At 46.5% G+C, this 24,989-nt stretch carries 19 protein-coding genes; 14 read left to right on the top strand and 5 right to left on the bottom strand.

The features are described 5' to 3' along the window. Positions 1-6 precede the first annotated feature (6 nt). Together H8S84_RS12245 and H8S84_RS12240 are read left to right on the top strand one after the other, a co-directional pair. On the top strand, positions 7-1,227 hold the full coding sequence (locus tag H8S84_RS12245; protein WP_187067627.1) for a glycosyltransferase: 1,221 nt from the start codon (positions 7-9) through the stop codon (positions 1,225-1,227). Beyond that, entirely contained in the window at positions 1,224-2,285 is a 1,062-nt protein-coding gene (locus H8S84_RS12240) for a glycosyltransferase family 4 protein (RefSeq protein WP_187067626.1), read from the top strand. The genes H8S84_RS12245 and H8S84_RS12240 overlap by 4 nt, the downstream gene beginning before the upstream one ends. Here the strand turns inward: H8S84_RS12240 and H8S84_RS12235 are convergent. Then, positions 2,278-3,546, bottom strand: coding sequence for a tetratricopeptide repeat protein (locus H8S84_RS12235; RefSeq protein ID WP_187067625.1), 1,269 nt, complete (start codon positions 3,544-3,546; stop codon positions 2,278-2,280). The genes H8S84_RS12240 and H8S84_RS12235 overlap by 8 nt on opposite strands. A 111-nt stretch (positions 3,547-3,657) precedes the next feature. On the opposite strand from H8S84_RS12235, the gene H8S84_RS12230 reads away from it, so the two are divergent. The 10 genes from H8S84_RS12230 to H8S84_RS12185 all read left to right on the top strand — a co-directional run bounded on the left by H8S84_RS12230 (position 3,658) and on the right by H8S84_RS12185 (position 14,872). Next, the gene (locus H8S84_RS12230) at positions 3,658-4,572 is read left to right on the top strand and encodes a M20/M25/M40 family metallo-hydrolase (protein ID WP_187067624.1); all 915 of its coding nucleotides are present in this window, start codon (positions 3,658-3,660) and stop codon (positions 4,570-4,572) included. A gap of 227 nt (positions 4,573-4,799) precedes the next feature. Continuing rightward, positions 4,800-7,061, top strand: coding sequence for a sodium-translocating pyrophosphatase (locus H8S84_RS12225; RefSeq protein ID WP_187067623.1), 2,262 nt, complete (start codon positions 4,800-4,802; stop codon positions 7,059-7,061). 96 nt (positions 7,062-7,157) lie between these two features. Continuing rightward, positions 7,158-7,700 (top strand): hypoxanthine phosphoribosyltransferase, encoded by a 543-nt coding sequence (gene hpt, locus H8S84_RS12220; RefSeq protein WP_187067622.1) that lies wholly within the window; start codon positions 7,158-7,160, stop codon positions 7,698-7,700. Between the two features lie 115 nt (positions 7,701-7,815). After that, on the top strand, positions 7,816-8,412 hold the full coding sequence (locus tag H8S84_RS12215; RefSeq protein WP_187067621.1) for an adenylate kinase: 597 nt from the start codon (positions 7,816-7,818) through the stop codon (positions 8,410-8,412). Between the two features lie 21 nt (positions 8,413-8,433). Further along, a complete protein-coding gene (gene obgE / locus H8S84_RS12210; protein WP_187067620.1) occupies positions 8,434-9,426 on the top strand; it encodes a GTPase ObgE in 993 nt (330 codons plus the stop codon). 293 nt (positions 9,427-9,719) lie between these two features. Further along, positions 9,720-10,301, top strand: coding sequence for a nucleotide exchange factor GrpE (locus tag H8S84_RS12205; protein WP_187067619.1), 582 nt, complete (start codon positions 9,720-9,722; stop codon positions 10,299-10,301). A gap of 3 nt (positions 10,302-10,304) precedes the next feature. Next, positions 10,305-11,453 carry a molecular chaperone DnaJ gene (dnaJ, locus tag H8S84_RS12200; protein ID WP_187067618.1) on the top strand — a complete coding sequence of 383 codons (1,149 nt, stop codon included), beginning with the start codon at positions 10,305-10,307 and terminating at the stop codon, positions 11,451-11,453. A 200-nt stretch (positions 11,454-11,653) separates the two neighbouring features. Then, on the top strand, positions 11,654-12,565 hold the full coding sequence (locus H8S84_RS12195) for an ABC transporter ATP-binding protein (protein ID WP_187067617.1): 912 nt from the start codon (positions 11,654-11,656) through the stop codon (positions 12,563-12,565). Beyond that, complete coding sequence (locus tag H8S84_RS12190) at positions 12,558-13,907, top strand: ABC transporter permease (RefSeq protein ID WP_187067616.1); 1,350 nt, start codon at positions 12,558-12,560, stop codon at positions 13,905-13,907. The genes H8S84_RS12195 and H8S84_RS12190 overlap by 8 nt, the downstream gene beginning before the upstream one ends. Before the next feature lie 77 nt (positions 13,908-13,984). Beyond that, the gene (locus tag H8S84_RS12185) at positions 13,985-14,872 is read left to right on the top strand and encodes a ChaN family lipoprotein (protein WP_187067615.1); all 888 of its coding nucleotides are present in this window, start codon (positions 13,985-13,987) and stop codon (positions 14,870-14,872) included. Positions 14,873-15,321: 449 nt separating this feature from the next. On the opposite strand, the gene H8S84_RS12180 is transcribed toward H8S84_RS12185, so the two are convergent. Next, entirely contained in the window at positions 15,322-15,669 is a 348-nt protein-coding gene (locus H8S84_RS12180; RefSeq protein WP_187067614.1) for a HesB/IscA family protein, read from the bottom strand. 160 nt (positions 15,670-15,829) lie between these two features. On the opposite strand from H8S84_RS12180, the gene H8S84_RS12175 reads away from it, so the two are divergent. Then, positions 15,830-16,363 (top strand): DUF7935 family protein, encoded by a 534-nt coding sequence (locus H8S84_RS12175; RefSeq protein ID WP_187067613.1) that lies wholly within the window; start codon positions 15,830-15,832, stop codon positions 16,361-16,363. 63 nt (positions 16,364-16,426) lie between these two features. On the opposite strand, the gene serA is transcribed toward H8S84_RS12175, so the two are convergent. The 3 genes from serA to H8S84_RS12160 form a co-directional block, all read right to left on the bottom strand. Then, the gene (gene serA / locus H8S84_RS12170; RefSeq protein ID WP_187067612.1) at positions 16,427-18,319 is read right to left on the bottom strand and encodes a phosphoglycerate dehydrogenase; all 1,893 of its coding nucleotides are present in this window, start codon (positions 18,317-18,319) and stop codon (positions 16,427-16,429) included. Positions 18,320-18,433: 114 nt separating this feature from the next. After that, positions 18,434-19,570: an N-acetyl-alpha-D-glucosaminyl L-malate synthase BshA gene (gene bshA / locus H8S84_RS12165; protein ID WP_187067611.1), complete on the bottom strand. Its 1,137-nt coding sequence runs from the start codon at positions 19,568-19,570 to the stop codon at positions 18,434-18,436. A 73-nt stretch (positions 19,571-19,643) separates the two neighbouring features. Continuing rightward, on the bottom strand, positions 19,644-22,595 hold the full coding sequence (locus H8S84_RS12160; RefSeq protein WP_230407161.1) for a glycoside hydrolase family 3 N-terminal domain-containing protein: 2,952 nt from the start codon (positions 22,593-22,595) through the stop codon (positions 19,644-19,646). A gap of 426 nt (positions 22,596-23,021) precedes the next feature. Between H8S84_RS12160 and mutL the strand changes: the two genes are divergently transcribed. Beyond that, complete coding sequence (mutL, locus tag H8S84_RS12155; RefSeq protein ID WP_187067610.1) at positions 23,022-24,881, top strand: DNA mismatch repair endonuclease MutL; 1,860 nt, start codon at positions 23,022-23,024, stop codon at positions 24,879-24,881. The last annotated feature ends 108 nt before the right edge of the window (positions 24,882-24,989 follow it).

Genomic DNA, 24,989 nt, shown 5'->3' with positions numbered 1-24,989 from the left:
CATAACATGAATATTCTATTAATATGTGGCTGGAAAGTTAATGATGTGCTGACAGTATCTACGCTGTTGCCACACCTGGAGGTGTTAGTAGAGCTAAGAAAGGTAAGTAGCATCGTATTACTGACTAATGAAGAAAGTAGTCCAACTATCAACTTAACAAGTTTGCAGCCTCAGATTTTAAGGAATAGTAAAGTAAAGTGGCTACCAAGAACATTTTCTAATACAACTCCATTCAAGTTAATTAACCAAGCTATTCACTTTACTCGCTCTGCCTCTGAGGTAAGCAAAATAATCAAGAATAATGGAATAGATGTTATAGTTGCACATGGCGCACCTGCCGGAGCTATAGCTTACAAAGTCTGGGAAGAGAGTAAAATACCCTTTTTTGTAAGTTTGTTTGAGCCACACGCAGACTATATGCTAGAGTCAGGGGTGTGGAGCAGGTATGGCCTTAAATATATTTTTCAGAAAAAGTGGGAGAAAAAGCAATTAACTGCTGCTGGCTTAATGCCCGTTACAGAAAACTATTCCCAAAAAATAATTGCTGATGGAGTGCGAGCTGACAAAGTATTCACTGTGCCTTGTTCTGTCCAGGCAAACATCTTCAGCTTTAACTCATCCAGCAGAGATAGCTTAAGGACTGAGTTGGGTTGGCGATATGAAGTAGTAGGCATCTATGTGGGCAAGTATGGTGGGTTGTACTTAGAAGAAGAAGCTTTCAGTATCTATAAATCATGCTTTAAACTGATTAGCAATTTTAGACTGGTTATACTTACACCCCAGCCTGAGCTGGAGGTATATGCCATGCTCGATGCTGCAAGTATAAACCGAGCACATGTATTGGTGAGGCAGGTGCCCCACAGCGAAGTTCCTTCATACTTGTCTGCCGCTGACTTTGCTTTTGCAACTTATAAAGCTGGTCCTTCAAAAAAAGCACTTTCGCCTGTCAAAATTGGTGAATACTGGGCAAACGGTTTGCCGGTGCTGCTAACTGAAGGTGTTGGAGATGACAGCGATATCATAAAACAGGAAGGAGGAGGGGCGCTGTTTAATTTGCAGCGGGAGAGAAGCGTAGAAGAGGCAATTCTGCAAATATTAGAAATCATCAAAGATCCAAAGCACCGACAGGAGATTCCAAAGTTAGCACACAAGTATAGATCGCCTGAAAAGCTGCGGGAGGCCTACGAATATTTCTTTGGAGCATCAGGTGGGGAGGCGAAAGTATGAATGTGCTATTTGTAGTTCCGTATCCTGTTGGTAAGGCTGCTTCTCAGAGGTTCAGGGTAGAGCAGTTTCTGCCATTGCTGCAGGACCAGGGTATAAAGTATAAAGTTGCGCCTTTTTGGGATAAGGCAACTTATACTATACTTTACCAGCAGGGGCATACGCTCCAAAAGATAGCCGGGACTTTGAATAGTTTTTTGAGTAGAATGGCATTACTGGCGCAGATCTTAAAGTATGACTATGTCTTTGTGCATCGTGAAGCTACTCCTGTTGGTCCGCCGTGGTGGGAATGGTTAGCTGCCAAAGTGTTTAAACAGAGGCTGATTTTTGATTTTGATGACGCTATTTGGCTGGAAAATACTTCGGATGAGAATAGGACGGCAGCAAAGTATAAGCAACTCAGCAAAACTTCCAAAATATGCGCCTGGAGCTATAGAGTAAGTGTCGGTAACAGCTTCTTAAAAAGCTATGCAGCCCAGTACAATCCACATGTAGTATACTTGCCCACCACAGTTGATCTTAAAAAGTATAACCGCATTAAAGACCAGGAAACGAATAAGGTGGTAATTGGCTGGACCGGCTCACACTCTACATTGCCCTACTTAAAGATCATAGAGCCTGTGCTACAGGAGTTGGAGCAACAGTATAGTTTCGAGTTTGTAGTGATAGCCGACAAAGCTCCAAACCTTCATATCCGCTCTCTCAGGTTTGTGCCCTGGCACGCTGAAACCGAGATCCAAGACCTATTGCAGTTCAATATCGGTGTGATGCCTTTGCCCGATACGGAGTGGGCCAAAGGGAAATGTGCGTTTAAAGCGCTGCAGTATATGGCGCTAGGCATTCCGGCCGTAGTTTCTGCTGTAGGGGCAAATACAGAAGCAGTGCCAAACGGAGAGGCAGGTTATACTTGTGCAACCGAGCAGGAGTGGTACAAATGCCTGGAGCAGTTGCTTCTTAATCCCTCACTGAGAAGAGAAATGGGAGCGGTTGGTAATGCCTGGGTTGCACAGAAGTATAGCTTAGCTGCACACAAGCAGTCGTTTCTGCGTCTCTTTACTTAGACTTCCTTGTTGTCTTACCTGCCTTTTTATTGTTTTTAAGGTATTCTTTTGCCTCTTTGTAGTTGGCAGACTTTTTATCCGTGGACTGCTGCAATACAATCGTATAGTACCGTTTTGCTGTTACTTTGTCGTTTTGCTGGTCAGCAATTCTTGCCAGGTTTAGGTAAGAATTTACAAAGTAACCAGACTCACGCTCATTGCTCATCTCAGCATACATGATAGCGTCCTGGTAATACTTTTTCGCCTTCTCGAAGTCGCGGTACTTATTCTGGTTAATGTAAGCCAAGATATAAGAGGCATAGCGGCCACTTACAGCTTCGTAGCCAGGCATGTTTTGGGCAAGTTTACCAAGAATATCTTCCGAGATGCGTTCTGCCCTAGTAAAATGGCCCTGTACAAACAGCAGGCGTGCGTAGAATCGTTGAAAATAAGCGTTATCAGGATATTTCAGAGCTAGGTCCTGTGAAATTTTAAGTGCCTCGTTTAAGTTACCTTCTTCGTTAGCGTAAATCTTCATTAGGAAGTTCTTAGATTCTGTTCCTGTATAAAATCCGGTATTAGCCACATAGCGCAACTGTTTTATACCGAGCCTTTTATCTCCGTTCGGGAAGAAGGCCAGTACAGGGCGTAGCATCGGGTATTCGTCGTGTATCCAGACAGCGTAGTAATTGAATAGTGCCTCACCAAACAAAAACTCGGGGCTAAGTCCGTTGCCGGCTTTGGCGCGCTCCATATACTCCAAAGAGCGTTTACTTGCTACTGTTGCTTTGCGCCAGTTGCTGCGTTCTGAGTGCAAGCGAGCCGTGAAACCGTAAGCTGCTGCTAAGAAAAAAGAAGCTTCAAAATCTTTCTCGTCCTGCTCATACATTTCCTCGGCCTTGTAAATGGCCGTGTCCATGTAAGCGAAGAAAAGGTCATCGTATTTTAAGGTTTGTATGTTAGTAGGTACAATCTTCCACCACTGGCTCAGGCCAAGCAGAAAGTATGGCAGCGGGTGCTCAGGGTAGCGGCGGCGAATAGACTTAAACTGCTTTTCAGCAATCTCATACTTAAAGTTGTACATATTGTCTACAGCACCTTCCAACTCATACTGCACATCCTTGTTCAGCAGCAGCATGCCTTTAACCCTAGTCGCCTCCGGTATTACCTCAATAGATCCAATAGTAACATGGCGCATGGCCGTGGTGTCGGTAGGCGGCGACTGGGCGAGTGCAAGCAATGATGAACTAAGCGCGAAGATTGTAAATAATAACTTCTTCATGTATTAAGTATGATTTTTCGGTGCTGCTATGCTATTCCTACTGTATTCTGCTGCAGGTTCTAAAAGTACAACAATAATATTAAATTTGAATTCCATAAAGGGAAATAACTTATGAGACTTTTAGAACAGCTTTGCAAAATACATGCTCCTTCAGGTAACGAAAAAGACCTTTCAGAATTTCTGCTAAACTACATCGATAAGCATAAAGTTCAATGGAAAGTGCAGCCAACTGTAATATCTGGCGAAAGCTTTCAGGATTGTATTTTGCTTATATTCGGAGAGCCCAGAACAGCCATCTTCGCACACATGGATTCTATCGGCTTTACAGTGCGCTATGGCAAACAATTGGTTAAAATCGGCGGCCCAAGTATAGAACCGGGCTACAAGCTTGTAGGCGAAGACAGCCAGGGCAAAATAGAGTGCACTCTTGATGTAAACGAGGAAGGCGGTGACATGCATTACGAATACCACCGGGAGATTGAGCGCGGTACAGAACTGGTATTTAAGTGTGATTTCAGGGAGACAGAAGAAACCGTACAAAGCTGCTACATGGATAACCGTTTGGGTATATGGAGTGCTTTGAAGGTGGCCGAGACGCTTGAGAACGGAATTATCGCCTTTAGCTGCTGGGAAGAACACGGCGGAGGTTCTGTAGCCTACCTGGCAAAGTATATCTACGAGAACTATGGCGTAAAACAAGGCATTGTGTCTGATATTACTTGGGTTACGGAAGGCGTGCATCCCGGCAAAGGTGTGGTAATCTCGATGCGTGACAGCCTCATCCCAAGACGATCTTACGTGCAGAAAATCATAAGTATAGCAAAAGAGTCTGGCATACCTTTCCAGTTGGAGGTAGAAGGAGCAGGAGGCAGCGATGCGAAAGAGTTGCAGCACAGCGCCTACCCTTGGGACTGGTGTTTTATTGGTGCGCCGGAAGATAATGTGCACACGCCTGATGAGATCGTACACAAGAAAGACATTGAAAGTATGGTAGCGCTTTATGAGGTGCTAATGCAGAAACTGTAGAAGTATATTTGCCTGCAGCAAAGGCCGGTCCTGAAAGGGACTGGCCTTTGTCATTTTTAGAGCTCCTGCTCCGGTAGTTGATGTAGAAGATGCTTAAGTAGTTAGCTTGCAATTGCTTCCTATTCCGTTATTTCGCTCACGAAAGGCATATAATATTTGGAAATGTCTATACAAACTCCTTTCTTTAATTGTTATATACCTATATTCTCTAACCTTAAAATAACTGAATGGAACCTATTCTTTACGCAATTCCTGCATTGGGACTTGCAGCCTTACTCTACACCTGGATAAGGTCTGCGTGGGTTGCAAAGCAGCCAGCTGGCAACGAGCGCATGAGCAGCATTGCACGCCACATCGCCGACGGCGCCATGGCTTTCTTAAAAGCAGAGTATAAAGTACTCGCTTATTTCGTAATAATCGCTTCTGTATTTCTCGCCTACCTTGGCTTTACCGGAGAAAAATCTCATCCGCTTATTGTGGGTGCTTTCATAGTTGGTGCAGTTTTCTCGGCTACAGCAGGCTTTATTGGGATGCGCATTGCCACTAAGGCCAACGTGCGCACCGCAGAGGCTGCGCGTACCAGCCTTTCCAAAGCGCTGAATGTTTCGTTTGCCGGTGGGTCGGTAATGGGTATGGGTGTGGCTGGTCTGGCAGTGCTTGGCCTTGGCTCTCTGTTCATACTTTTCTACTATATGTTTGTGCTCAGTGTTGGTGGCGATGTAAAAGGCGTGGAGATGGAAATTGCCCTGGAGGTGCTTACCGGTTTCTCGTTGGGTGCTGAAAGTATAGCCCTATTTGCGCGCGTTGGTGGCGGTATCTACACAAAAGCTGCCGACGTAGGCGCTGACCTGGTAGGTAAAGTAGAAGCCGGAATTCCGGAAGACGACCCTCGCAACCCTGCCACTATTGCCGATAACGTAGGTGATAACGTAGGTGACGTGGCTGGTATGGGTGCCGACTTATTTGGCTCTTATGTAGCAACTATTCTGGCAACGATGGTGCTTGGCCGTGAAGTGGAGGCAATAGATGACTTTGGCGGACTTTCTCCGATTATACTTCCGATGCTAACGGCTGGCCTAGGCATTGTTTTCTCGCTTATCGGAATGCTATTTGTGCGTGTAAGTGAGGGTGGTGATGTACAGGCGGCCCTTAACCGTGGCAACTGGATCTCAGTTATACTTACAGCGGTTGCTTCTTACTTTATAATACAGTGGCTGCTCCCTGAAAACCTGATACTCCGTAATTTTGAGTTTACAAACGACGGTGTATTTATGGCGGTAATTGTAGGCTTAGTAGTAGGCGCTCTAATGAGTATTATTACAGAGTACTACACAGCTATGGGCAAAAAGCCAGTTAACTCCATTGTGCAGCAGTCATCAACAGGCCATGCGACTAACATCATTGCCGGTCTGGCAGTGGGTATGCATTCTACGGTTATGCCGATCATAGTGCTGGCAGCGGGTATCGTACTATCTTATGCGGCGGCTGGTTTGTACGGTGTTGCTATTGCAGCCGCTGGTATGATGGCCACCACAGCGATGCAGCTGGCAATCGACGCTTTCGGACCAATTGCAGATAACGCTGGTGGTATCGCCGAAATGAGTGAATTACCAAAAGAGGTACGCGGCCGTACCGATATTCTGGATGCCGTGGGTAACACCACAGCGGCCACTGGTAAAGGCTTTGCTATCGCCTCTGCTGCTCTTACTTCCCTTGCACTTTTTGCCGCTTTCGTAGGTATAGCCGGTATCCCGACTATCGACTTGTACAAAGCCCCTGTTTTGGCTGGCTTGTTTATTGGTGCCATGATTCCGTTCATCTTCTCTGCCTTGGCTATCTCGGCGGTAGGTAGAGCTGCCATGGCAATGGTGCACGAGGTACGTCGTCAGTTTCGCGAGATTCCGGGCATTATGGAGGGCACAGGCCAGCCGGAGTATGAAAAGTGCGTGGCTATCTCTACAAAAGCAGCTATCCGCGAAATGATGTTGCCAGGTGCTATTGCTCTGATCGTTCCACTTGTAGTAGGCTTTGGCCTTAAAGGAGTGTTCCCCGACACCTCGTCTGCCGAAGTTCTAGGTGGCCTACTGGCTGGTGTAACTGTATCTGGTGTGCTAATGGCCATGTTCCAGTCTAACGCCGGTGGCGCCTGGGACAACGCTAAAAAATCTTTCGAGAAAGGTGTGATGATCAACGGTGTGATGGAGTATAAAGGCTCTGAGCCGCATAAAGCATCTGTAACCGGTGATACCGTTGGTGATCCGTTCAAAGATACTTCAGGCCCAAGTATGAACATCCTGATCAAGTTGATGTCTATCGTGTCTTTGGTAATTGCACCGCACATTGCCCTTGAACGGGAGCCTGCCATTCCAGAAGCGCCTATTGACCTGGATGTAATCAATATCGAAGACGAAAAGCTTTCTCCGGAAACCGGAAATGCTCAAATTAATTACGATAATACAGTGGTGCTTAGTCACATTGCTCAGAAATAGAAACTGATATTTCTTATAAATTACATAAGCCCAGCTCTTAAGTTGGGCTTATTTTTTATTTATACTTACCTTTGTTCAGGTACAAAACTTTTGCCCATGAACCCGAGAACTATACAGCTGCACGATTGTGAATTCAAATCCTACATATGTGAAGAGGAGATTATTGCCCGCATCACTATACTGGCAGAGCAGTTGGATCAGGATTATGCAAACAAGCAGCCGTTGTTCTTAGCCGTTTTAAATGGCTCTTTTATGTTTGCCGCGGATCTATTAAAGCGTGTAAGTATACCTTGCGAGGTGTCTTTTATCCGCTTGTCTTCTTACCAGGACACGACCAGCACAGGAAACGTTAAAGAGGTGCTGGGACTAACAGAGAATCTGGAGCACAGGCATGTAGTTGTGCTGGAGGATATTGTAGATACAGGCCACACCGTGCATAACCTGCTTGGCCAGTTACAGGACCGCCAGCCGGCTTCGGTGGAGGTAGCTACGTTGCTTATAAAACCTGACTGCCTGCAGCATCCACTGGATATAAAGTATTCTGCTATCTCTATTCCAAATGATTTTGTGGTAGGGTATGGGCTGGATTACAATGGACTTGGCCGCAATCTGCGTGATATTTATAAGATTGTGTCGTAACCCTTTTAGGGGCATACAACGTTAGCAGGGCTTTAGAAACGAGGGCTTTGCCATCATCAAAAATAGACTTACAACATTTTTATACTTACCTTTGTCTTTTATTTAGCTAGAAGATATGCTTAACATCGTATTGTTTGGTCCTCCAGGAGCCGGTAAAGGTACCCAGAGTCAGAAACTAATAGATAAATACAACCTGATACACCTTTCTACAGGCGATTTGCTTCGCTCTGAGATTGCAGCCGGTACCGCCCTTGGTCTGGAAGCTAAAAAGCTGATGGATAATGGTATACTAGTGCCGGACGAGGTAGTGATCGGAATGATCGAGAACAAAGTAAAGGAGCATCGCCATGCTGCCGGCTTTATTTTCGACGGTTTCCCGAGAACGGTACCTCAGGCGCAGGGCCTTGACAAACTGCTGCAGGACAATGGCACTGAGATTTCGTGCATGATCGCCCTGAAAGTGGATGATGAAGAGCTGACAAAACGCCTGTTGCTTCGTGGCCAAACTTCAGGTCGCCCTGACGATCAAAACGAAGAGCTGATCCGTAAGCGTGTGGAGGAGTACAACACTAAGACCCGACCTGTGGCAGACTATTATGCCGGCCAGGGTAAATTCTGTGCAGTAGACGGTATCGGTGAGATAGAAGAGATTTTCCAGGCGCTGTGCAAGCAGATCGATAGCCTGAAAGAAAAACAAGAAGAGAAGAAATAAGCATACTTACGCTTACCCCAATTGGCTCAAAGCAACTTTATAGATTACGTTAAGGTCTGTTCACGATCTGGTCACGGTGGCGGCGGCTCAGCGCACCTGCACCGCGACAAGCAGACGGCAAAAGGTGGCCCCGATGGGGGCGACGGAGGCCGTGGTGGGCATATCATACTTCGGGGTAACTCCCAACTCTGGACGCTACTGCACCTGCAGTATCGCAAGCATATAATTGCGGAAAACGGCCAGAACGGAGGGCCAAGCCACTCAACAGGGGCACAAGGCCACGACGAGGTGCTGGAGGTACCATTAGGCACCATAGCCAGAAACGCCGAAACCGGGGAGTTAATGTGCGAGATCACAGAAGACGGCCAGGAAATCATACTTACCCCAGGTGGCCGCGGCGGCCAGGGGAACGCACACTATAAATCTGCTACAAACCAGACACCGCGCTATGCCCAGCCAGGCGAGCCGGGTATTGAGGAGTGGGTGATCCTGGAGCTGAAACTGTTGGCTGATGTAGGTCTGGTGGGTTTCCCGAATGCGGGCAAGTCTACGTTGCTTTCAGTGGTATCGGCGGCAAAGCCTAAAATTGCGAATTACGCCTTTACAACGTTAGAGCCTAACCTAGGGGTGGTAGCCTACCGCGATTACCGTTCTTTTGTAATGGCGGATATTCCGGGTATCATAGAGGGTGCATCTGAAGGAAGAGGCCTTGGGCTACGCTTTCTGCGGCACATCGAACGGAACTCCATGCTGCTGTTTATGGTTTCTTGTGATAGTGCCGATATAGCCGAAGAATACAAAGTACTGTTAAACGAACTGGAAACATACAATCCGGAGCTGCTCGATAAAAAGCGTTTACTTGCCGTAACCAAATCCGATATGCTGGACGAGGAACTTGAAGAAGAGATGCGAAAGACGCTGCCCGAAGAGTTGCCAACTGTTTTCATTTCAAGTATAACAGGAAAGAATATTACACAACTGAAAGATATGATCTGGGAGGCGCTGAACAACTAAGCAAGCCCGGGTTTATTTATAGCACAGATCGGTAGGGGCTGCAAAGCTTGCTACCGATTTTTTTTGAAAGAGTGCATTAGCGAGTGAGTAAATGCGTCTCTTCCTTTTGTCATCCTGTAAAGGGTTTTGGTAAAAGGGGGGTTAAGCAATAACTACTAAGTATAAATTAATTTGATTATCACTCACTCAACCGCTCATTCACAATTAATTTGTGCCAACTTGGCACAAACAGCGAATTGGCAAGTTAATTGAAAAGACAGAATAGACTTAACAACCTAAACTTTTAAGGCATTATGTCAGAGAAAGACACTAAGAAAGCACAGGAGAACGAGGAACTGCAGGACCAGCCTGTCAACGCGGAAGCAAACGGACAGGAAGAAGAGCAGAATTCCGAAGAAACTAATGAATCCACTGATACTGCTCAGGAAGAAGATACAACAGCCATCCAACTGGCTGAAATGAAAGATAAATTTGTGCGCCTGATGGCTGAGTTTGAGAATTTCAGACGCAGAACAACCAAAGAGCGCCAAGATTTGCTAAAAACAGCTTCACAGGATGTGATGGTGGAGTTGCTGCCTGTGTTAGATGACATGGAGCGCGCGCGTCAGTCGATGGAGGCTACCAAAGATGTGGATGCCATGCTGCAGGGTCTGGAACTGGTGTTCCATAAATTAAAGCACGTAACGCAGCAAAAAGGCCTTAAGGCAATGCAAATTCATGCTGGCGAAGACTTTGACGCAGACATGCACGAAGCGGTAACACAGATTCCGGCTCCGTCTGAAGAATTGAAAGGCAAGATTGTTGATGTAATTGAAAAGGGTTATACTTTGAATGATAAGGTAATCCGTTTCGCAAAAGTTATAATTGGAGCGTAAGCAATGGCTAAGAGAGATTATTACGAGGTTTTAGGTGTAAGCAAGAGTGCAAGCCCAGAGGAGATAAAGAAGGCTTACCGTAAACTAGCCATCAAGTACCACCCGGACAAAAATCCCGACGACCACACAGCGGAAGAACGGTTTAAAGAAGCTGCTGAGGCTTACGAGGTACTAAGCGACCAGCAGAAGCGTCAGCGCTACGACCAGTTCGGCCATCAAGGCATGAATGGCGGCTTTGGCGGCGGTGGCATGAACATGGAGGATATCTTCTCGCAGTTCGGTGATATTTTTGGCGGCGGTGGCAGTCCGTTCGAGAGCTTCTTCGGAGGCGGACGTTCTGGCGGTGGCGGACGCCGTACCCGTAAAGGCTCTAACCTGCGCATCAAGCTAAAACTTAACCTGGAAGAAATCGCCAACGGCGTAGAGAAGAAGATAAAGGTTAAACGTTACGTAGCCTGCAGTACATGCGGTGGCAACGGTGCTAAAAACGGTACCGATATGCAAACCTGCGGTCAGTGCCAGGGTTCAGGCCAGGTGCGCAAAGTGGTAAACACCATGCTGGGCCAGATGGTGTCTACGGCAACATGCCCTACCTGTAACGGCGAGGGCCGCATTGTAACTAATAACTGCGAAGCGTGCCATGGCAGCGGCAGAGAGCTTCAGGAAGAAGTGATCAGCATTAATGTGCCAGCTGGCGTAATGGATGGCATGCAGCTTTCTATGGGTGGCAAAGGTAACGTGCCAGAACGTGGCGGAATACCAGGCGACTTGCTTATACAGATAGAGGAGGAGCAGCATCCAACCCTGAAGCGCGATGGCAATAACGTGATCTATGACCAGTACATCAGCTTTGTTGATGCTGCGCTGGGTGCCGAGATCGAAGTACCGACCATAACAGGCAAAGTAAAGATCAGCATTAAGCCAGGTACGCAAAGCGGAGAGATTTTCAGGCTGCGCGGGAAAGGCATCAAAGATATAAACGGCTACGGCACCGGCGATCAGTTGATCCACATTAACGTATGGACCCCGAAATCTCTGAGCAACGAGGAGCGTGCTGTGCTGGAAGGCCTGCGTGAGTCAAGAAACTTTGCTCCACACCCGGGTAAAAACGAAAAAGGCTTCTTTGAGAAAGTGAAGGATTACTTTCAGTAACAGAGGCTGATACTAAACAGAAGAGCCGCTTTTCCACGTGGAGAGCGGCTCTTCTGTTTTTATACTTCTTAATCCTTCATACTTTCTTATTGGTCCGGCGTATATGCAGCTTAGTCGATTATACATTGGCTATACCTTAGGAAAACTTGTCCTAAACATAGTATAAACCTATATTTGAGTACATCAAAAGCAATTCAACGTTGAGCATCCTGAAAATTGACGGCGTAACCAAGCGCTATAGCAACCATACTGCCCTCGATAACGTGAGCTTCGAGATTCCTACTGGCTGCATCTTTGGCTTACTGGGTCCGAATGGCGCCGGTAAAACCTCTCTGATTCGCATTATTACTCAGATAACCGGAGCTGATAGCGGCGAAGTATACTTTAAGGGGGAACGCCTGAAGCCTGCTCATATAAAAGACATTGGCTACTTGCCTGAAGAGCGCGGCCTTTACAAAAAGATGAAGGTAGGGGAGCAGTTACTGTACCTGGCGCAACTGAAAGGCCTAAGTAAAGACGAAGCCAAAACCAGGATAAAGGAGTGGATTGACAGGTTTGAGATTAAAGAGTGGATGGGCAAGCAGATCGAAGATCTATCTAAGGGGATGCAGCAGAAGGTGCAGTTTATTGCTACCGTTATGCACGAGCCAGCCCTGATCATACTTGATGAGCCTTTCTCTGGATTTGACCCAATCAACGCCAACCTGATAAAAGACGAGATACTGCGTTTGCGTGAGCGGGGTGCCACCATTATCTTCTCTACGCACCGCATGGAGTCGGTAGAGGAGCTTTGCGATTATATTGCTTTGATAAACCGTTCTCGGAAAGTGTTGGATGGCCCGGTAAAAGAAGTGAAGGATGCCTACAAAACCGATACATACCAGATAATAGGCAATGGCCATTTACTCGTTACCTCACCTGATTTTGAGGTGCTGGAGCAACATGAGAGCCATGGCATTTTCAGGGCCAATATTAAGCTACTTAACAATACCAAGCCCAATGATCTGCTGGCGTACCTGATTCCGCGGGTAGAGATACACTCTTTTATAGAGTTGGTGCCAAGTATAAACGATATCTTTATCAGAAAAGTAAAAGAAACCCACCATGCATAAAATCTGGCTAATAATTCAGCGTGAGTACCTGACACGAGTGCGTAAGAAAAGCTTCATCATCATGACGCTGCTTACCCCGCTGTTGCTGGCAGCCTTTATGATTGTGCCTGCCTGGTTGGTTACCATCTCCGATAGTGCCGAAACCGTAATGGTGCTGGACGAAAGTGGCCTGTTTGCCGATAAGTTGGAAGATAAAAAAGACCTGAAGTTCTTGCCGTTGGCCGGGACGCTGGACCAAGCTAAAACGGTGTACCGCGAAACAGACAATACTGCTTTGCTTTATATCCCAAGGGATTTTAGTATAAGTGAACCGGAGAAAGTAGTTATCTACTCTAAGAAGAGTGCCAGCTTGCAAACCAAAGTGCGCCTGGAGAATGCGCTGGAAAAAGAGGTGGAGAACCAGCGCTTTATTGCCTCTGGCATGGAACGTGAAACGCTCGAGAAAATAAAAGCAGACATTTCGCTGACAACCATCAACCTGAGTGATGAAGGTGAGAGAGACAGCAGTGTGGTGGCTAACTCCATAGCAGGTGTGGCAGGAGCCGTGATTATCTACTTCTTCATCTTTATGTATGGTGTGCAGATTATGCGCGGCGTGATAGAGGAGAAAACGAATCGCATTATTGAGGTGATTATTTCTTCGGTAAAGCCGTTCCAACTAATGATGGGTAAGGTAGTAGGTATAGCTGCCGTGGGACTCACGCAGTTCCTGCTCTGGATTGTTCTCTCGCTGATTGTAGTGGGAGGGGTGCAGTCAGCGTTTGGTGTGAAGCCGCCGCCAACGCCTTTAGAGCAAATGGCGAGCGGCCGAGAAGCTGCATTGGGAGAAGAAGTGGATGATGCCGATGCACAGGCACAGGAAGAAGACAGAGCAGCAAAAGTGGTCAGCGAAAGTATGGCAGCCATCTCTAACCTGAACTTTCCGCTTATACTTGGTAGTTTCCTGTTTTACTTTTTAGGAGGCTACCTGCTGTATGGCTCCCTATTCGGGGCCATAGGTGCAGCCGTAGACAACGAGACAGACACGCAGCAGTTCATGTTCCCGATTACGATCCCGCTGATCATCTCTTTTATCATGTCGTATACGTTGGTGCTCAAAAACCCTGACGGACCAGTTGCATTTTGGATGTCGATTATACCTTTAACCTCTCCGATTGTGATGATGGTGCGCGTGCCGTTTGGTGTACCTGCCTGGGAACTACTGCTTTCGATGGCGCTGCTGGTACTGGGTTTCGTCTTTACCACCTGGATAGCGGCCCGTATTTACCGCATTGGTATCCTGATGTACGGCAAAAAGATCAACTACAAAGAACTTTCGAAGTGGCTCTTCTACAGAGTATAGCTACAAGTATAAAGTATAAAAGCCGGTGCTCTGCAGTACCGGCTTTTTTGTATCTTGAAGTATAAAATCACGCTTAGATGAAAAACATATTACCTGCCCTTATTCTGTTTCTGATGATGACAGCACTTACAACATTTGCCCAGAATAAAGATAAGCCGGCTTACCAGCTATTCACAAAGAATGGCAAAAGTATAAAGTATAGCAAGATGCTGGATGAGTTGGAGGAGGCTGATGTGGTGTTGTTCGGGGAGCAGCACAATGATCCTATTGCGCACTGGCTGCAACTGGAATTGTCAAAAGACCTCCACAAAGAGCATAAGCAAAACTTAGCCTTGGGTGCCGAAATGTTTGAAGCCGATGTACAACTAGTGCTGAACGAGTACCTGGCTGGCGTAGTGCCAGAAAACAACTTTGAGCAGGAGTCACGCATCTGGACTAACTATAAGACTGATTACAAACCACTGGTGCGTTACGCCAAGGATAACAAGTTACCCTTTATTGCCACCAATGTGCCGCGCCGTTATGCAGCCACAGTTGCCGCCGGAAGTCTAACTGCTTTGGAGAATGTTTCTGCTGATGCAAAAAAGTATATCGCACCGCTGCCTATAAAGGTAGATATGGAGTTGCTGGGCTATAAAAATATGCTAGCCATGTTTGGAAGCAGTACACACGGCAATACTAAAAGCCAGAACATTGTGCAGGCACAGGCTCTGAAAGATGCTACCATGGCGCATTTTATACTTGGTCAGGTAAATGCAGGCAAAAAGGTGCTGCATTTCAATGGAGCCTACCACTCCGATAATTTTGAAGGAATAGGCTGGTATCTGAAACAAGGCAATCCTCAGCTTAAGACGTTTACCATCACCACAGTGCTGCAGGAGGACCTGGAAAAGCTGTCGGAGGAGCACAAAAATAAGGCAGACTTTATACTTGTAGTGCCGGCAAGTATGACGAGGACTTATTAGAAAGTTAGAAAAGTATTGAGGTAGAGAAGTATAAGTTTCTGTTTCAGACCTATTACTAGATTATACTTCTGGGGCGGGTATCTAGGGTGCGTGCGAGTCTCCAGGCTAGCTTCCTATAGTTGCCGGGTCCAACCACCCCTGCCCCTCCTTATCCAAGGAGGGGAGCTTTTATTTACTTTCTCTTCTGCCATCACAATAGTTGATGTTATATTCTTTGTCATCTTGGAGAGATCTTGGTAGATGGGAGGTTACGCAGAAGCTAAAGGCCATGTTAATTTGCAGAAGTAGTTCCAGAGCTCCCCTCCTTGGATAAGGAGGGGCAGGGGTGGTTGGACAAGTTGCTGCAGGCAATCCTGTTCATCCATTCATCCTGCTAATCCTGATCTAAAACAGCAAAGCCCGACTATATGCCGGGCTTTGCCTATCTAAAGAGAAAGAAGGTATCTTACTTATGCTGAGAAGGAGCTGCCACAGCCGCAGGTGCTTGTAGCCTGAGGGTTGTTGAAAACAAATCCACGGGCATTTAAACCATCCTGAAAATCAACCTGCATGCCAAGCACATACATCGCATGTTTCTTGTCCATGATCAGGTCAACGCCTTCCAAATGGAAGATTTCGTCAGAATCCTTCGCCTTATCGAAGCCCAACAGGTAAGACATACCAGAACAGCCACCGCCCTGCACACCAACGCGCAAACCGTATTCTGCTGGTACATTCTTCTCCTGCATTATATTTTTAACTTCAGCTAAAGCTCTTTCTGTTAGAGTAATAGGTGCAGTTTTTGTTTCTGTTGCCATAGTATAAGCTATTCATTATTTGTAGCCACAAACTTAAGCAATTCTTCTTAATTATGCTCGTGGCGAATCGTTCTAATAAGTTAACAGGTAAAGCGAATAAATGATTCATGGGTATTAGATTAATTTTTTGCGATATTTATAGCCAAACCAGAAAACAGAAATGCAAGAAGTAACCATACTTATCATAGAGCTTATCAAAATTGCGCTTCCGGCTATAATTGTGGCAGGAGCTATGTATTACCTTGTAAAGAAGCATTATGAGCGTGACTATAAGTTGCGTTTGCTGGACCTGCGCAAAAAGAACGCGGATACAGTATTGCCGATTAGACTGCAGGCCTATGAGCGTGTTGTGCTGCTGCTGGAGCGCATCACACCAAGCAACATGCTGCTACGCGTTGGTGCCGCCGGACAAACAGCTGCTGAGTACCACCGTTTGTTGTTGGCTGAGATCCGGAGCGAGTTTAACCACAATATGTCACAGCAGGTGTACATGACGGAGCAGGCATGGCAGCAGGTAAAACATGCCCGCGAGGAAGTAGTAAACCTGATCAACAAAACGTACAGGGAGCTGCCCGAAAATGCAAAAGGAACCGACCTGGCCAAAAAAATTCTGGAAACGATACTTGCTTCCGAAAGTGACCCGACTGCACGTGCCATCAGCTTTGTAAAGCAGGAGATAGGGCAGGTATTTTAAAATATGATCAAAATAAAAAAGGGGCCACAGCAAGTATAGTTGTGGCCCCTTTTTCTTTTAATGCTAGTATAGTATCCTGAACTTGATGGTGTGCGGTATTTTTCGTAGCTCGCTCACAACCTGCTTATCGTAAGCTTTATCAATATCAGTGATCACATATCCGATCTGCTCATTTGTTTTGAGGTACTGCCCAAGTATGTTCACCTCGTTTCGGGCTAAAGCATTGTTGATGTTGGCGAGCACTCCTGGTACGTTGGCATGTATGTGAATAAGGCGGTGTGCGTTATTAAGCTCAGGCAGCTGTATATTCGGGAAATTTACGCTTTGGTATGTGTTGCCGGTATTAATGTACTGCATGATCCGGGTGGGTACAAAGCGTGCAATGTTCTCCTGTGCTTCGGTGGTGCTGCCGCCAATGTGTGGGGTAAGTATCACATTAGCTAGGCCACGCAGTTCGTTTACAAATTCCTCATTGTTGCTGGCAGGCTCATAAGGGAAAACATCAACAGCTGCACCTGCCAACTTTCCAGACTTAAGCGCCTCTACCAGTGCCGGAATCTCTACTACATGTCCTCGGCTCAGGTTCAGGAAAACAGCGCCGGGCTTCATGGCGTCAAACTCTGCCTTACCAAATAAATTGGTGTTACTTGGGCTGCCATCCACGTGCAGTGTTACAAAGTCAGCTAATTGCAGCAGCTCTTGTAGGGTTTCGCATTTGCGGGCATTGCCCAATTGCAGCTTCTCCACTACATCGTAATAGTATACCTGCATGCCCATCGCCTCGGCCAGCACCGACAGCTGCGCACCAATGTTGCCATAGCCTACAATACCCAGTTTCTTATCGCGCACTTCTATACTTCCGGCGGCAGATTTATCCCATACGCCCTGGTGCATCTTCATACTTTTGTCGAAGATCCTACGGGATAGCATAATGATCTCACCCAACGCCAACTCTACCACACTTCGGGTATTGCTAAAAGGCGCGTTAAAAACAGTAATACCGGCTTTGAGGCAGGTGTCTAATGCTATTTGGTTAGTGCCGATGCAGAAAGCTCCGATGCTCATCAGGCGATTAGCGTGCTCCAGCACTTTGGCTGTTACCTGTGTTTTAGATCTGATACCAAGTATAGATACATCCTTCACCTGATTGCACAATTCCTCTTCATTTAAAGCGCCGGGTACAGTCTCTATCTGGTAGCCTTCCAGTTTAAACAGTTCAACAGCGTTTGGATGGATGCCCTCCAGCAGCAGTACCTTAATACGATTTTTAGGATAGGAAACAGCCATGGGCAGCTTGTTCTGGTACAGAAACTCTTCCAGCGTTGGAGCTACGTGTTCTGCCTTCTCCACTACCTTGTCGCGCACCACGTTTTCAGTGAAGGCATAGAACTTGTTGGCAAGTCCGGCTTCTTTTATTTCGTAGTCTGTGTAGCCATCTCCCAGCACGTACACATCACCACTCAGGCCCAACTGGTCCAGCAGCTTTATTTTGCCTTTATCCTGGCACAGCACATTGTCAGGGTCGTAGCCAATAATATTACCCTGCTCATCAAACTCAAACGTATTAGCATGCACGTTCTCCTCCTTTATGCCGTAGGCTGATACGATAGGAAGTATAAATTCCTTGAACCCGCTTGACACAATCAGGACTTGGTCAGCAAACTCTTCGAAGAAGGCTTTGTTGCGGTGAATAGAGTCTGATACCTTCTCCTGAAGTATAGCAATGAGCTCCTGCAGATGCTTTCGATTGGCTTTTAACAACTGTAGCCGTTTGGTGAGTCCTTCTGAGAATGAGCTGTTGCCATTCATAGCGCTATCCGTCAGTTCTTTAATCTGCTGCAGTATCTCCTCCTTGTTCTGCTCGTCGCGCAGCGAGATTTCTCCTAGTTCATCCAAGGCCTCTACTTTAGTAAAGGTGCTATCGAAATCAAGTATAAAGTATTTGTCTTTATTCATAGTGCGGATGCTATAGAGGATGTACAGGTACGGCAGCAGGAGCCTTATTAAATATAAGTATAAAAAATCCGGTTGCTTACGCAGCAACCGGATTTTAAGCAAACAGTCTGAAAATTAAAGTAATGCCAGCTGTTCGTCTATTATCTTCTGGTAAAACTCTTCATACTTAGGTACGATCTTCCCAATGTCAAAATCCTTGGCTCTTTCCAAGGCACTGGCTTTAAAGCGCGGCAGGTTGGCATCGTCAAGTATAGTAAGGGCATTCTGCACCATTTCGCCAACGGCACCCACTGGACTTGTGAAGCCTGTGACGCCATCGATATTAAGTTCTGGTATACCACCTGCGTTAGATGAGATAACCGGTACCTCACAGGCCATTGCCTCTAGGGCTGCCAATCCAAAGCTCTCTTTCTCTGATGGCATCAAAAACAGGTCGGCAATAGAAAGTACTTCTTCCACGGCGTCCAGCTTGCCCAGGAAACGCACATCGTTGCAGATTTGCAGTTCGCGGCACAGCTTTTCCATTTTAGGGCGCTCAGGGCCATCGCCTACCAGCAGCAGTTTACTTGGCATATTACGGCGTACTTCTGCAAAAATCTGGATTACATCCTCCACGCGCTTCACCGATCTGAAGTTAGAAGTATGCACTAACAGCTTTTCATCGTTGGGGCTGATAGCCATTCGGAAGTGCTCCTTTTTCTGGCGGCGGAATTTTTCGAGGTTAATGAAGTTCGGAATGACGGCGATGTCTTTCTCGATCTGAAAGTATTCATATGTCTCAGTACGCAGGCTATCCGAAACAGCTGTTACACCATCTGATTGGTTGATGCTGAACGTTACCACCGGCTCAAAAGAAGCATCTTTACCTACCAGCGTAATATCAGTGCCATGCAGGGTAGTAATAACCGGTATGTTGATGTCTTTAGTGCGCAGGATCTGCTTGGCCATATAAGCCGCCGATGCGTGCGGTATGGCATAGTGCACATGCAGCACATCAAGTTTCTCGAACTGTACGATGTCTACCATTTTGCTTGCCAGCGCCAGCTCGTATGGAGGGTACTGGAAAAGCGGGTAAGTAGGGATGTATACTTCGTGGTAGAACAGGTTCTCGTTAAAAATATCGAGGCGCGCAGGTTGGCTATAGGTGATAAAGTGAACTTTATGGCCCTTTAGAGCGAGTTCTTTACCTAGCTCTGTGGCTACCACCCCGCTACCACCGAAGGTAGGGTAACAAACTATTCCGATTCTCATAGTTGTGCTTGCTGTGTAAATAACAAGTGCAGCCAATATAAAGGGCTGCACCTGCTAAACTACATAATATCTTTTATGTTTTAGGAATTATCGCTTTATATATCACATCGTGTATACGTGTCCGGATGTTATAGGTAACCAGTTTATTGTTGCCTGCATCTGGGTATACTCTGTTTGACAGGAAGATGTAAATTAGGTTATTCTCAGGATCTACCCATGCGCCAGTACCTGTAAAACCAGTATGGCCAAAAGTACTCAGCGATGCCATACTTGAGGTCGGTCCTCCGCTTTCAGGTTCCGGCTTATCCCAGCCAAGGCCGCGGCGGCTGTTCTTAAATTGCTTTTTAGAGAACTCCGCCACCACAGGAGTATTAAAGAATTTATGGCCGCCATAGCTACCGTTCTGCAGGTTCATCTGCAAAAGTATAGCCAGGTCGTTAGCGTTGGAGAACAAGCCGGCATGGCCTGCCACACCACCCATCATAGCGGCTCCCTGGTCGTGCACGCTGCCCCACAGCAGGTTATGGCGGAAATACTTATCGTCTTCGGTAGGAGCTATCTTTTCCTGCGGATGCTTGAGCAGTGGCTTGTAGGTCATGGTGCTCAGGCCAAGCGGCGCATAGAAATTCTGGTCCATAAACTCGTCGAGTGGCTGGTTTAGCATACGCTCTGCCAAACGTTTCAGCACATAAAAATCAAGGTCGCTATACTTGTAATCGTAGCCTTTACCGTCTTTGCGCGGTGGTAGCATTCTGGTTTTCACTGTCCAGGCCCAAAGCGAGTCTTCCATACTTCTGATGGAGTAGAAGCCCGGCACTACCTCATTAGTATACACATCATTCTGGCGGCTGGCGTAGAACACCTTCTTCGTCTCTACTGATTTAAGCGTGGTCTGCCATGCAGGTAAGCCTGCCTGCAAACCGGCCTGGTGCGCCAGCACGTCACGGAGTACGATATTTTGTTTGTTCGTGCCTTTTAGCTCGGGCAGGTAAGTAGATACTTTCGCATCAAGGTTTATCTTGCCCTGGTCTTTCAGGAACATGATGGCCTGCAACGTAGCTGCTACTTTGGTAATAGAGGCTACATCGTAAACAGTGCTGGTGGTAACCGGCTTGGTCTTGTCGTAAGTATGGTAGCCGTAAGCTTTGTTAAAGATTACAGTACCGTCTTTTACCACAAGCACTTGTGCACCTGGTGTAGCGGCATAGGCAATGGCTTCGCGGGCAACGTTATCTATCTGAGCCAACACTTTAGAATCCATGCCCACGCTTTCGGGTACGCCATACTTTAAGCGGCCAAGTGTAGGAGTGGCAACGCCCATGCCCACTTTAAATTTAGGAGAAGCTGTAACAGGTAATTTGCCATTTGCCGCCCTTGCCCCAAATATTACTTGCGGCACCAGCGACTGCGCCACCGGGTTATCTTCGTAGCCGCAAAGCAGCCAATTGCTCTTTTCAAAGTGCTTTAAGCTGTAGGCATTTCCCATAACAGCCACAATCACCTTTTTATCAGTGCGCTCCTGCAGGTACTGTATAAATGCACGAGTACCCAAACCTATACCATAATCTTTGGCAGGTGTGGAGTTCATGTTATGTATACTTACTACCACTACGTTTTTATCCTGTAGCTTCGGAATGAGCCTTGCAAAAGCAGAATCCGGTGCAAAACGATCCGAGATGGCAAATTTTGTTACCGGAGCATAGTATCCCAGTGTTTCCTGAAACTTGTTAACCTCCGTAACGCCTATTGCCACCGAAGCAATATTCAGTGTATCCAGCGTACGGAAAGGCAGCAGGTTACTTTTGTTTTGTACTACCGTAACGGCATGGTTGTATAATTGCTCCTGTACCACATTGCTCACTGGTCTTTCCATTTCCTCCTGCAGGTTGTCTAGCGTAACGGGTTTTGGGTTGTTTAAACCAGCCCAGTATTTTGTGTGTAGTATTTTGCGCACATGATGGTCTACTTCAGCCTGTGTTAACTGGCCGGCAGCTATAGCGCCTTTAATTTTTCGGATAGCAACCGGTACATCTTCCGGAAACAGCAACACATCGTTGCCGGCCATCAGAGCCTTCAGGTCTACCTCTCCAGGCTTGTAGTATTTGCTTACGCCTTTCATGTTTAAGGCATCTGTAAACACCAAGCCTCTATACTTCATTTTCTCCTGAAGAAGGCCTGTAACAAGCGGCTTTGATAGGGTAGTGGCTAAATTTCGGGTGCTATCTATTTTAGGCATGTACAGGTGGGCTACCATCACGCCCATCACACCAGCTTCAAAAGATTTATGGAAAGGGTAAAGCTCCACTTCAGTCAGGCGCTTCATGTCGTGCGGCACAATAGGCAGTGCATGATGCGAATCTACATCCGTATCACCGTGCCCTGGGAAGTGCTTGGCAACAGCCACCACACCATGGTCCTGTAATCCTCTGATATAAGCTATGCCCCTGCGTGTTACTTCTTCTTTAGACTCACCGAAAGAGCGGTTACCGATTACAGGGTTTTTAGAATTTACGTTCACATCCAACACTGGCGAGAAGCTCACATTAACGCCCAGACGCTTCATCTTTAAAGCAATCTCACGGCCCATCAGGTACACATACTTCTCATCGCTCATCGCGCCTAAGGTCATCTGACGGGCAAACTGCATGGTGCTGTCCAGGCGCATACCCAAACCCCACTCAGCATCCATGGCTACAAGCATCGGCACCTTAGCCTGGCTCTGGAAACGGTTAGTGAGTTTTGCCTGGCGCATCGGACCACCCTGCATAAACATCACACCACCAATCCCATAACGGCTCACAAGTGTATCTATTTCGCGGAAGTGTTTTTCAGATTTATTCGAGTAGGCGGCTACCATAAACAGCTGTCCAATACGCTGTTCAGGGGAAAGAGAGATCATAACGCTATCGACCCAACTTTGTTCTTTGGTACTCACAACGATGCTGTCTGATGACTTTAAAGACATCAGCGGCCCCATACCAAGAAAAAGTATAATCAATAACCCTAAGCTAAAACTCTTCAACATCCGCACTACTATTTAATTAATTGGAACAAGTAAAAATTAAGCCTATTTTTGCAACAGACGATTCATAAAGACAGGCTACTAATCAGATGCATTGCCCTAGGCCAACGCTGATAGGAAAGAAAGGTGTTGAACCTAAATGCCGGCCTAAAGCTTTCGTGGCATCAAGAGTAGCTACCTATTATTGCTAACGCCACCAGCCCCATCACAGATACAGGAATTAGTTCTTTTTTAAGAATTAATCAATCATCGTACCTAATTAGCAATTTAAAGAACGTCTGATATGAATCAGTCTGTAAATTAGTAATAAATTTAATTCCGAATAAGTTCTGTTTTTACATTATTAAAAAAGCAAAAACTTTACCGGAATTAGTTAAACGGCTGATTTAGAGTATAAAAATATAGTAATTAAGAATACTTAACTACCAGATGCCCGATATCATACATTTATTGCCTGATTTCCTGGCTAACCAGATCGCCGCCGGCGAAGTGGTGCAGCGCCCTGCATCGGTTGTAAAAGAACTGCTGGAGAATGCGATAGATGCCAGAGCTACAAACATACAACTGATTGTAAAGGAGGCAGGCAAGCAGCTTATCCAACTGGTAGACAACGGCATTGGCATGTCTGAGACCGATGCTCGGATGTGCTTTGAGCGCCATGCTACTTCTAAAATCAGTACTACCGAAGATTTGTTCAGAATCCGGACAATGGGTTTCAGGGGAGAGGCGATGGCATCTATAGGTGCTGTAGCCCAGGTAGAGCTTAAAACGAAAACAAAAGATGCCGAAACCGGCACTAAGCTTTTAATCGAGGGTTCTGCGGTTGTGCTGCAGGAGCCGGTGGCCGCACCAGAGGGAACGTCTATTGCTGTTAAAAACCTTTTTTACAATGTGCCTGCGCGGCGCAACTTCCTGAAGACGAATGCAGTGGAGATGCGCCATATACTGGATGAGTTCCAAAGAGTGGCATTGGCTTACCCGGAAGTGGCTTTTAGCCTGTACCATAACGATGTGGAGGTGTTTAACCTGCCAGCCACTAAACTTAGCCAGCGAATAGTAGGAATACTGGGCAGCAACTATAAGGAGCAGATGGCCTACTGCGAAGAGGATACTTCTTTCCTGAGCGTAAAGGGCTATATTGGCAAACCAGAGCATGCAAAGAAAAGCCGTGGTGAGCAGTTCTTTTTTGTAAACAACCGGTTTGTAAAAAGCGGTTACCTGAACCATGCCGTGATGACAGCCTTTGAAGGGCTACTCCCTAAAGACAGCTATCCGTTTTACGTGCTTTTTATAGAGTTGGAGCCAGAGAAGATTGACATAAACGTACACCCAACCAAAACCGAAATCAAATTTGAAGACGAGAAAACGGTATATGCCATTGTGCACGCTGCCGTTAAAAAAGCATTAGGTGCCTACAACATTGCGCCGTCGTTGGATTTTGACGGTGATGTAAACTTTGCACCTTTGCAGCCAATACGCGTACAGGGCGGGTTTAATGAATTTGACACGGAAAGCCGCCCATCGTCGGGTGGAGGAGGCAGTACAGCTTTTCCGGGTTTTACGCCACCGGCATCAGCCAGAAGGGCAACCTCTAAAGGGTGGGAGCAGTTGTATGAGCCTCTGCGGCAACAGCCGGCACAGGAAGAAAGAGTTAGCTCAGCCACATCAGGAATGGGCCTGCTGGATGATGCGTTTGCTGCAGAATCGGTGGGAGCGGGCACAGCAAATAAGGCCATCCAAATCCATCAAAAGTATTTACTCGTGCAGGTTAAATCTGGTATGATGATCATAGACCAGCAGGCGGCCCAGGAGCGTATTCTTTACGAAAAGTATAGCAACTCATTACAAAAGAAAACAGGTGCCTCGCAGGCTTTGCTCTTCCCGCAGACCATAGAACTGTCGGCGGCTGATGCTATACTTGTAAAAGAGTTGGCTTCGGAGTTTAAAGCCATGGGATTTCAGTTTGAGGATTTCGGCGGTAACACCATCATACTTAATGGTATACCTGCCGATGTGCATGCCGCTAACGAGAAAGAACTGCTGGAGGAACTGGTAGAGCAGTATAAAAACAATTTAGCCACTTTAAAGCTTGATAAAAGCGAGAACCTTGCAAGGGCCATGGCCAAGCGCATGGCTTCGCGTTCTCTGGCACGTATGTCGGATTTGGAGATGAACTCACTTGTAGACAAGCTTTTCGCCTGCCAGGTGCCAAGCTATACTCCGGGAGGGCAAAAGACGTTGGTGATTATGGAACTGAGCCAGCTGCACGAACTCTTCCTGAAAGGGTAAGTAAATTGCTTGATTATTAATTTTTTTAATGTTGTTTCAGGAGTATAGCCTGAATTTACAACACAACTATTTATCTAAAGTATAAGCCTTAAGTATAAGCAGTTCATG

It is taken from the genome of Pontibacter cellulosilyticus, assembly GCF_014306105.1.
Lineage (GTDB): Bacteria > Bacteroidota > Bacteroidia > Cytophagales > Hymenobacteraceae > Pontibacter > Pontibacter cellulosilyticus.
This window is presented reverse-complemented; position numbering and strand designations above follow the sequence as displayed.

What these genes read in the sequence shown, in the direction of transcription:
- H8S84_RS12245 (WP_187067627.1), top strand. Translation starts at nt 7, where the DNA reads ATGAATATTCTATTAATATGTGGCTGGAAAGTTAATGATGTGCTGACA.
- H8S84_RS12240 (WP_187067626.1), top strand. Translation starts at nt 1,224, where the DNA reads ATGAATGTGCTATTTGTAGTTCCGTATCCTGTTGGTAAGGCTGCTTCT.
- H8S84_RS12235 (WP_187067625.1), bottom strand. Translation starts at nt 3,546, where the DNA reads ATGAAGAAGTTATTATTTACAATCTTCGCGCTTAGTTCATCATTGCTT.
- H8S84_RS12230 (WP_187067624.1), top strand. Translation starts at nt 3,658, where the DNA reads ATGAGACTTTTAGAACAGCTTTGCAAAATACATGCTCCTTCAGGTAAC.
- H8S84_RS12225 (WP_187067623.1), top strand. Translation starts at nt 4,800, where the DNA reads ATGGAACCTATTCTTTACGCAATTCCTGCATTGGGACTTGCAGCCTTA.
- hpt (WP_187067622.1), top strand. Translation starts at nt 7,158, where the DNA reads ATGAACCCGAGAACTATACAGCTGCACGATTGTGAATTCAAATCCTAC.
- H8S84_RS12215 (WP_187067621.1), top strand. Translation starts at nt 7,816, where the DNA reads ATGCTTAACATCGTATTGTTTGGTCCTCCAGGAGCCGGTAAAGGTACC.
- H8S84_RS12205 (WP_187067619.1), top strand. Translation starts at nt 9,720, where the DNA reads ATGTCAGAGAAAGACACTAAGAAAGCACAGGAGAACGAGGAACTGCAG.
- dnaJ (WP_187067618.1), top strand. Translation starts at nt 10,305, where the DNA reads ATGGCTAAGAGAGATTATTACGAGGTTTTAGGTGTAAGCAAGAGTGCA.
- H8S84_RS12190 (WP_187067616.1), top strand. Translation starts at nt 12,558, where the DNA reads ATGCATAAAATCTGGCTAATAATTCAGCGTGAGTACCTGACACGAGTG.
- H8S84_RS12185 (WP_187067615.1), top strand. Translation starts at nt 13,985, where the DNA reads ATGAAAAACATATTACCTGCCCTTATTCTGTTTCTGATGATGACAGCA.
- H8S84_RS12180 (WP_187067614.1), bottom strand. Translation starts at nt 15,669, where the DNA reads ATGGCAACAGAAACAAAAACTGCACCTATTACTCTAACAGAAAGAGCT.
- H8S84_RS12175 (WP_187067613.1), top strand. Translation starts at nt 15,830, where the DNA reads ATGCAAGAAGTAACCATACTTATCATAGAGCTTATCAAAATTGCGCTT.
- serA (WP_187067612.1), bottom strand. Translation starts at nt 18,319, where the DNA reads ATGAATAAAGACAAATACTTTATACTTGATTTCGATAGCACCTTTACT.
- bshA (WP_187067611.1), bottom strand. Translation starts at nt 19,570, where the DNA reads ATGAGAATCGGAATAGTTTGTTACCCTACCTTCGGTGGTAGCGGGGTG.
- H8S84_RS12160 (WP_230407161.1), bottom strand. Translation starts at nt 22,595, where the DNA reads ATGTTGAAGAGTTTTAGCTTAGGGTTATTGATTATACTTTTTCTTGGT.
- mutL (WP_187067610.1), top strand. Translation starts at nt 23,022, where the DNA reads ATGCCCGATATCATACATTTATTGCCTGATTTCCTGGCTAACCAGATC.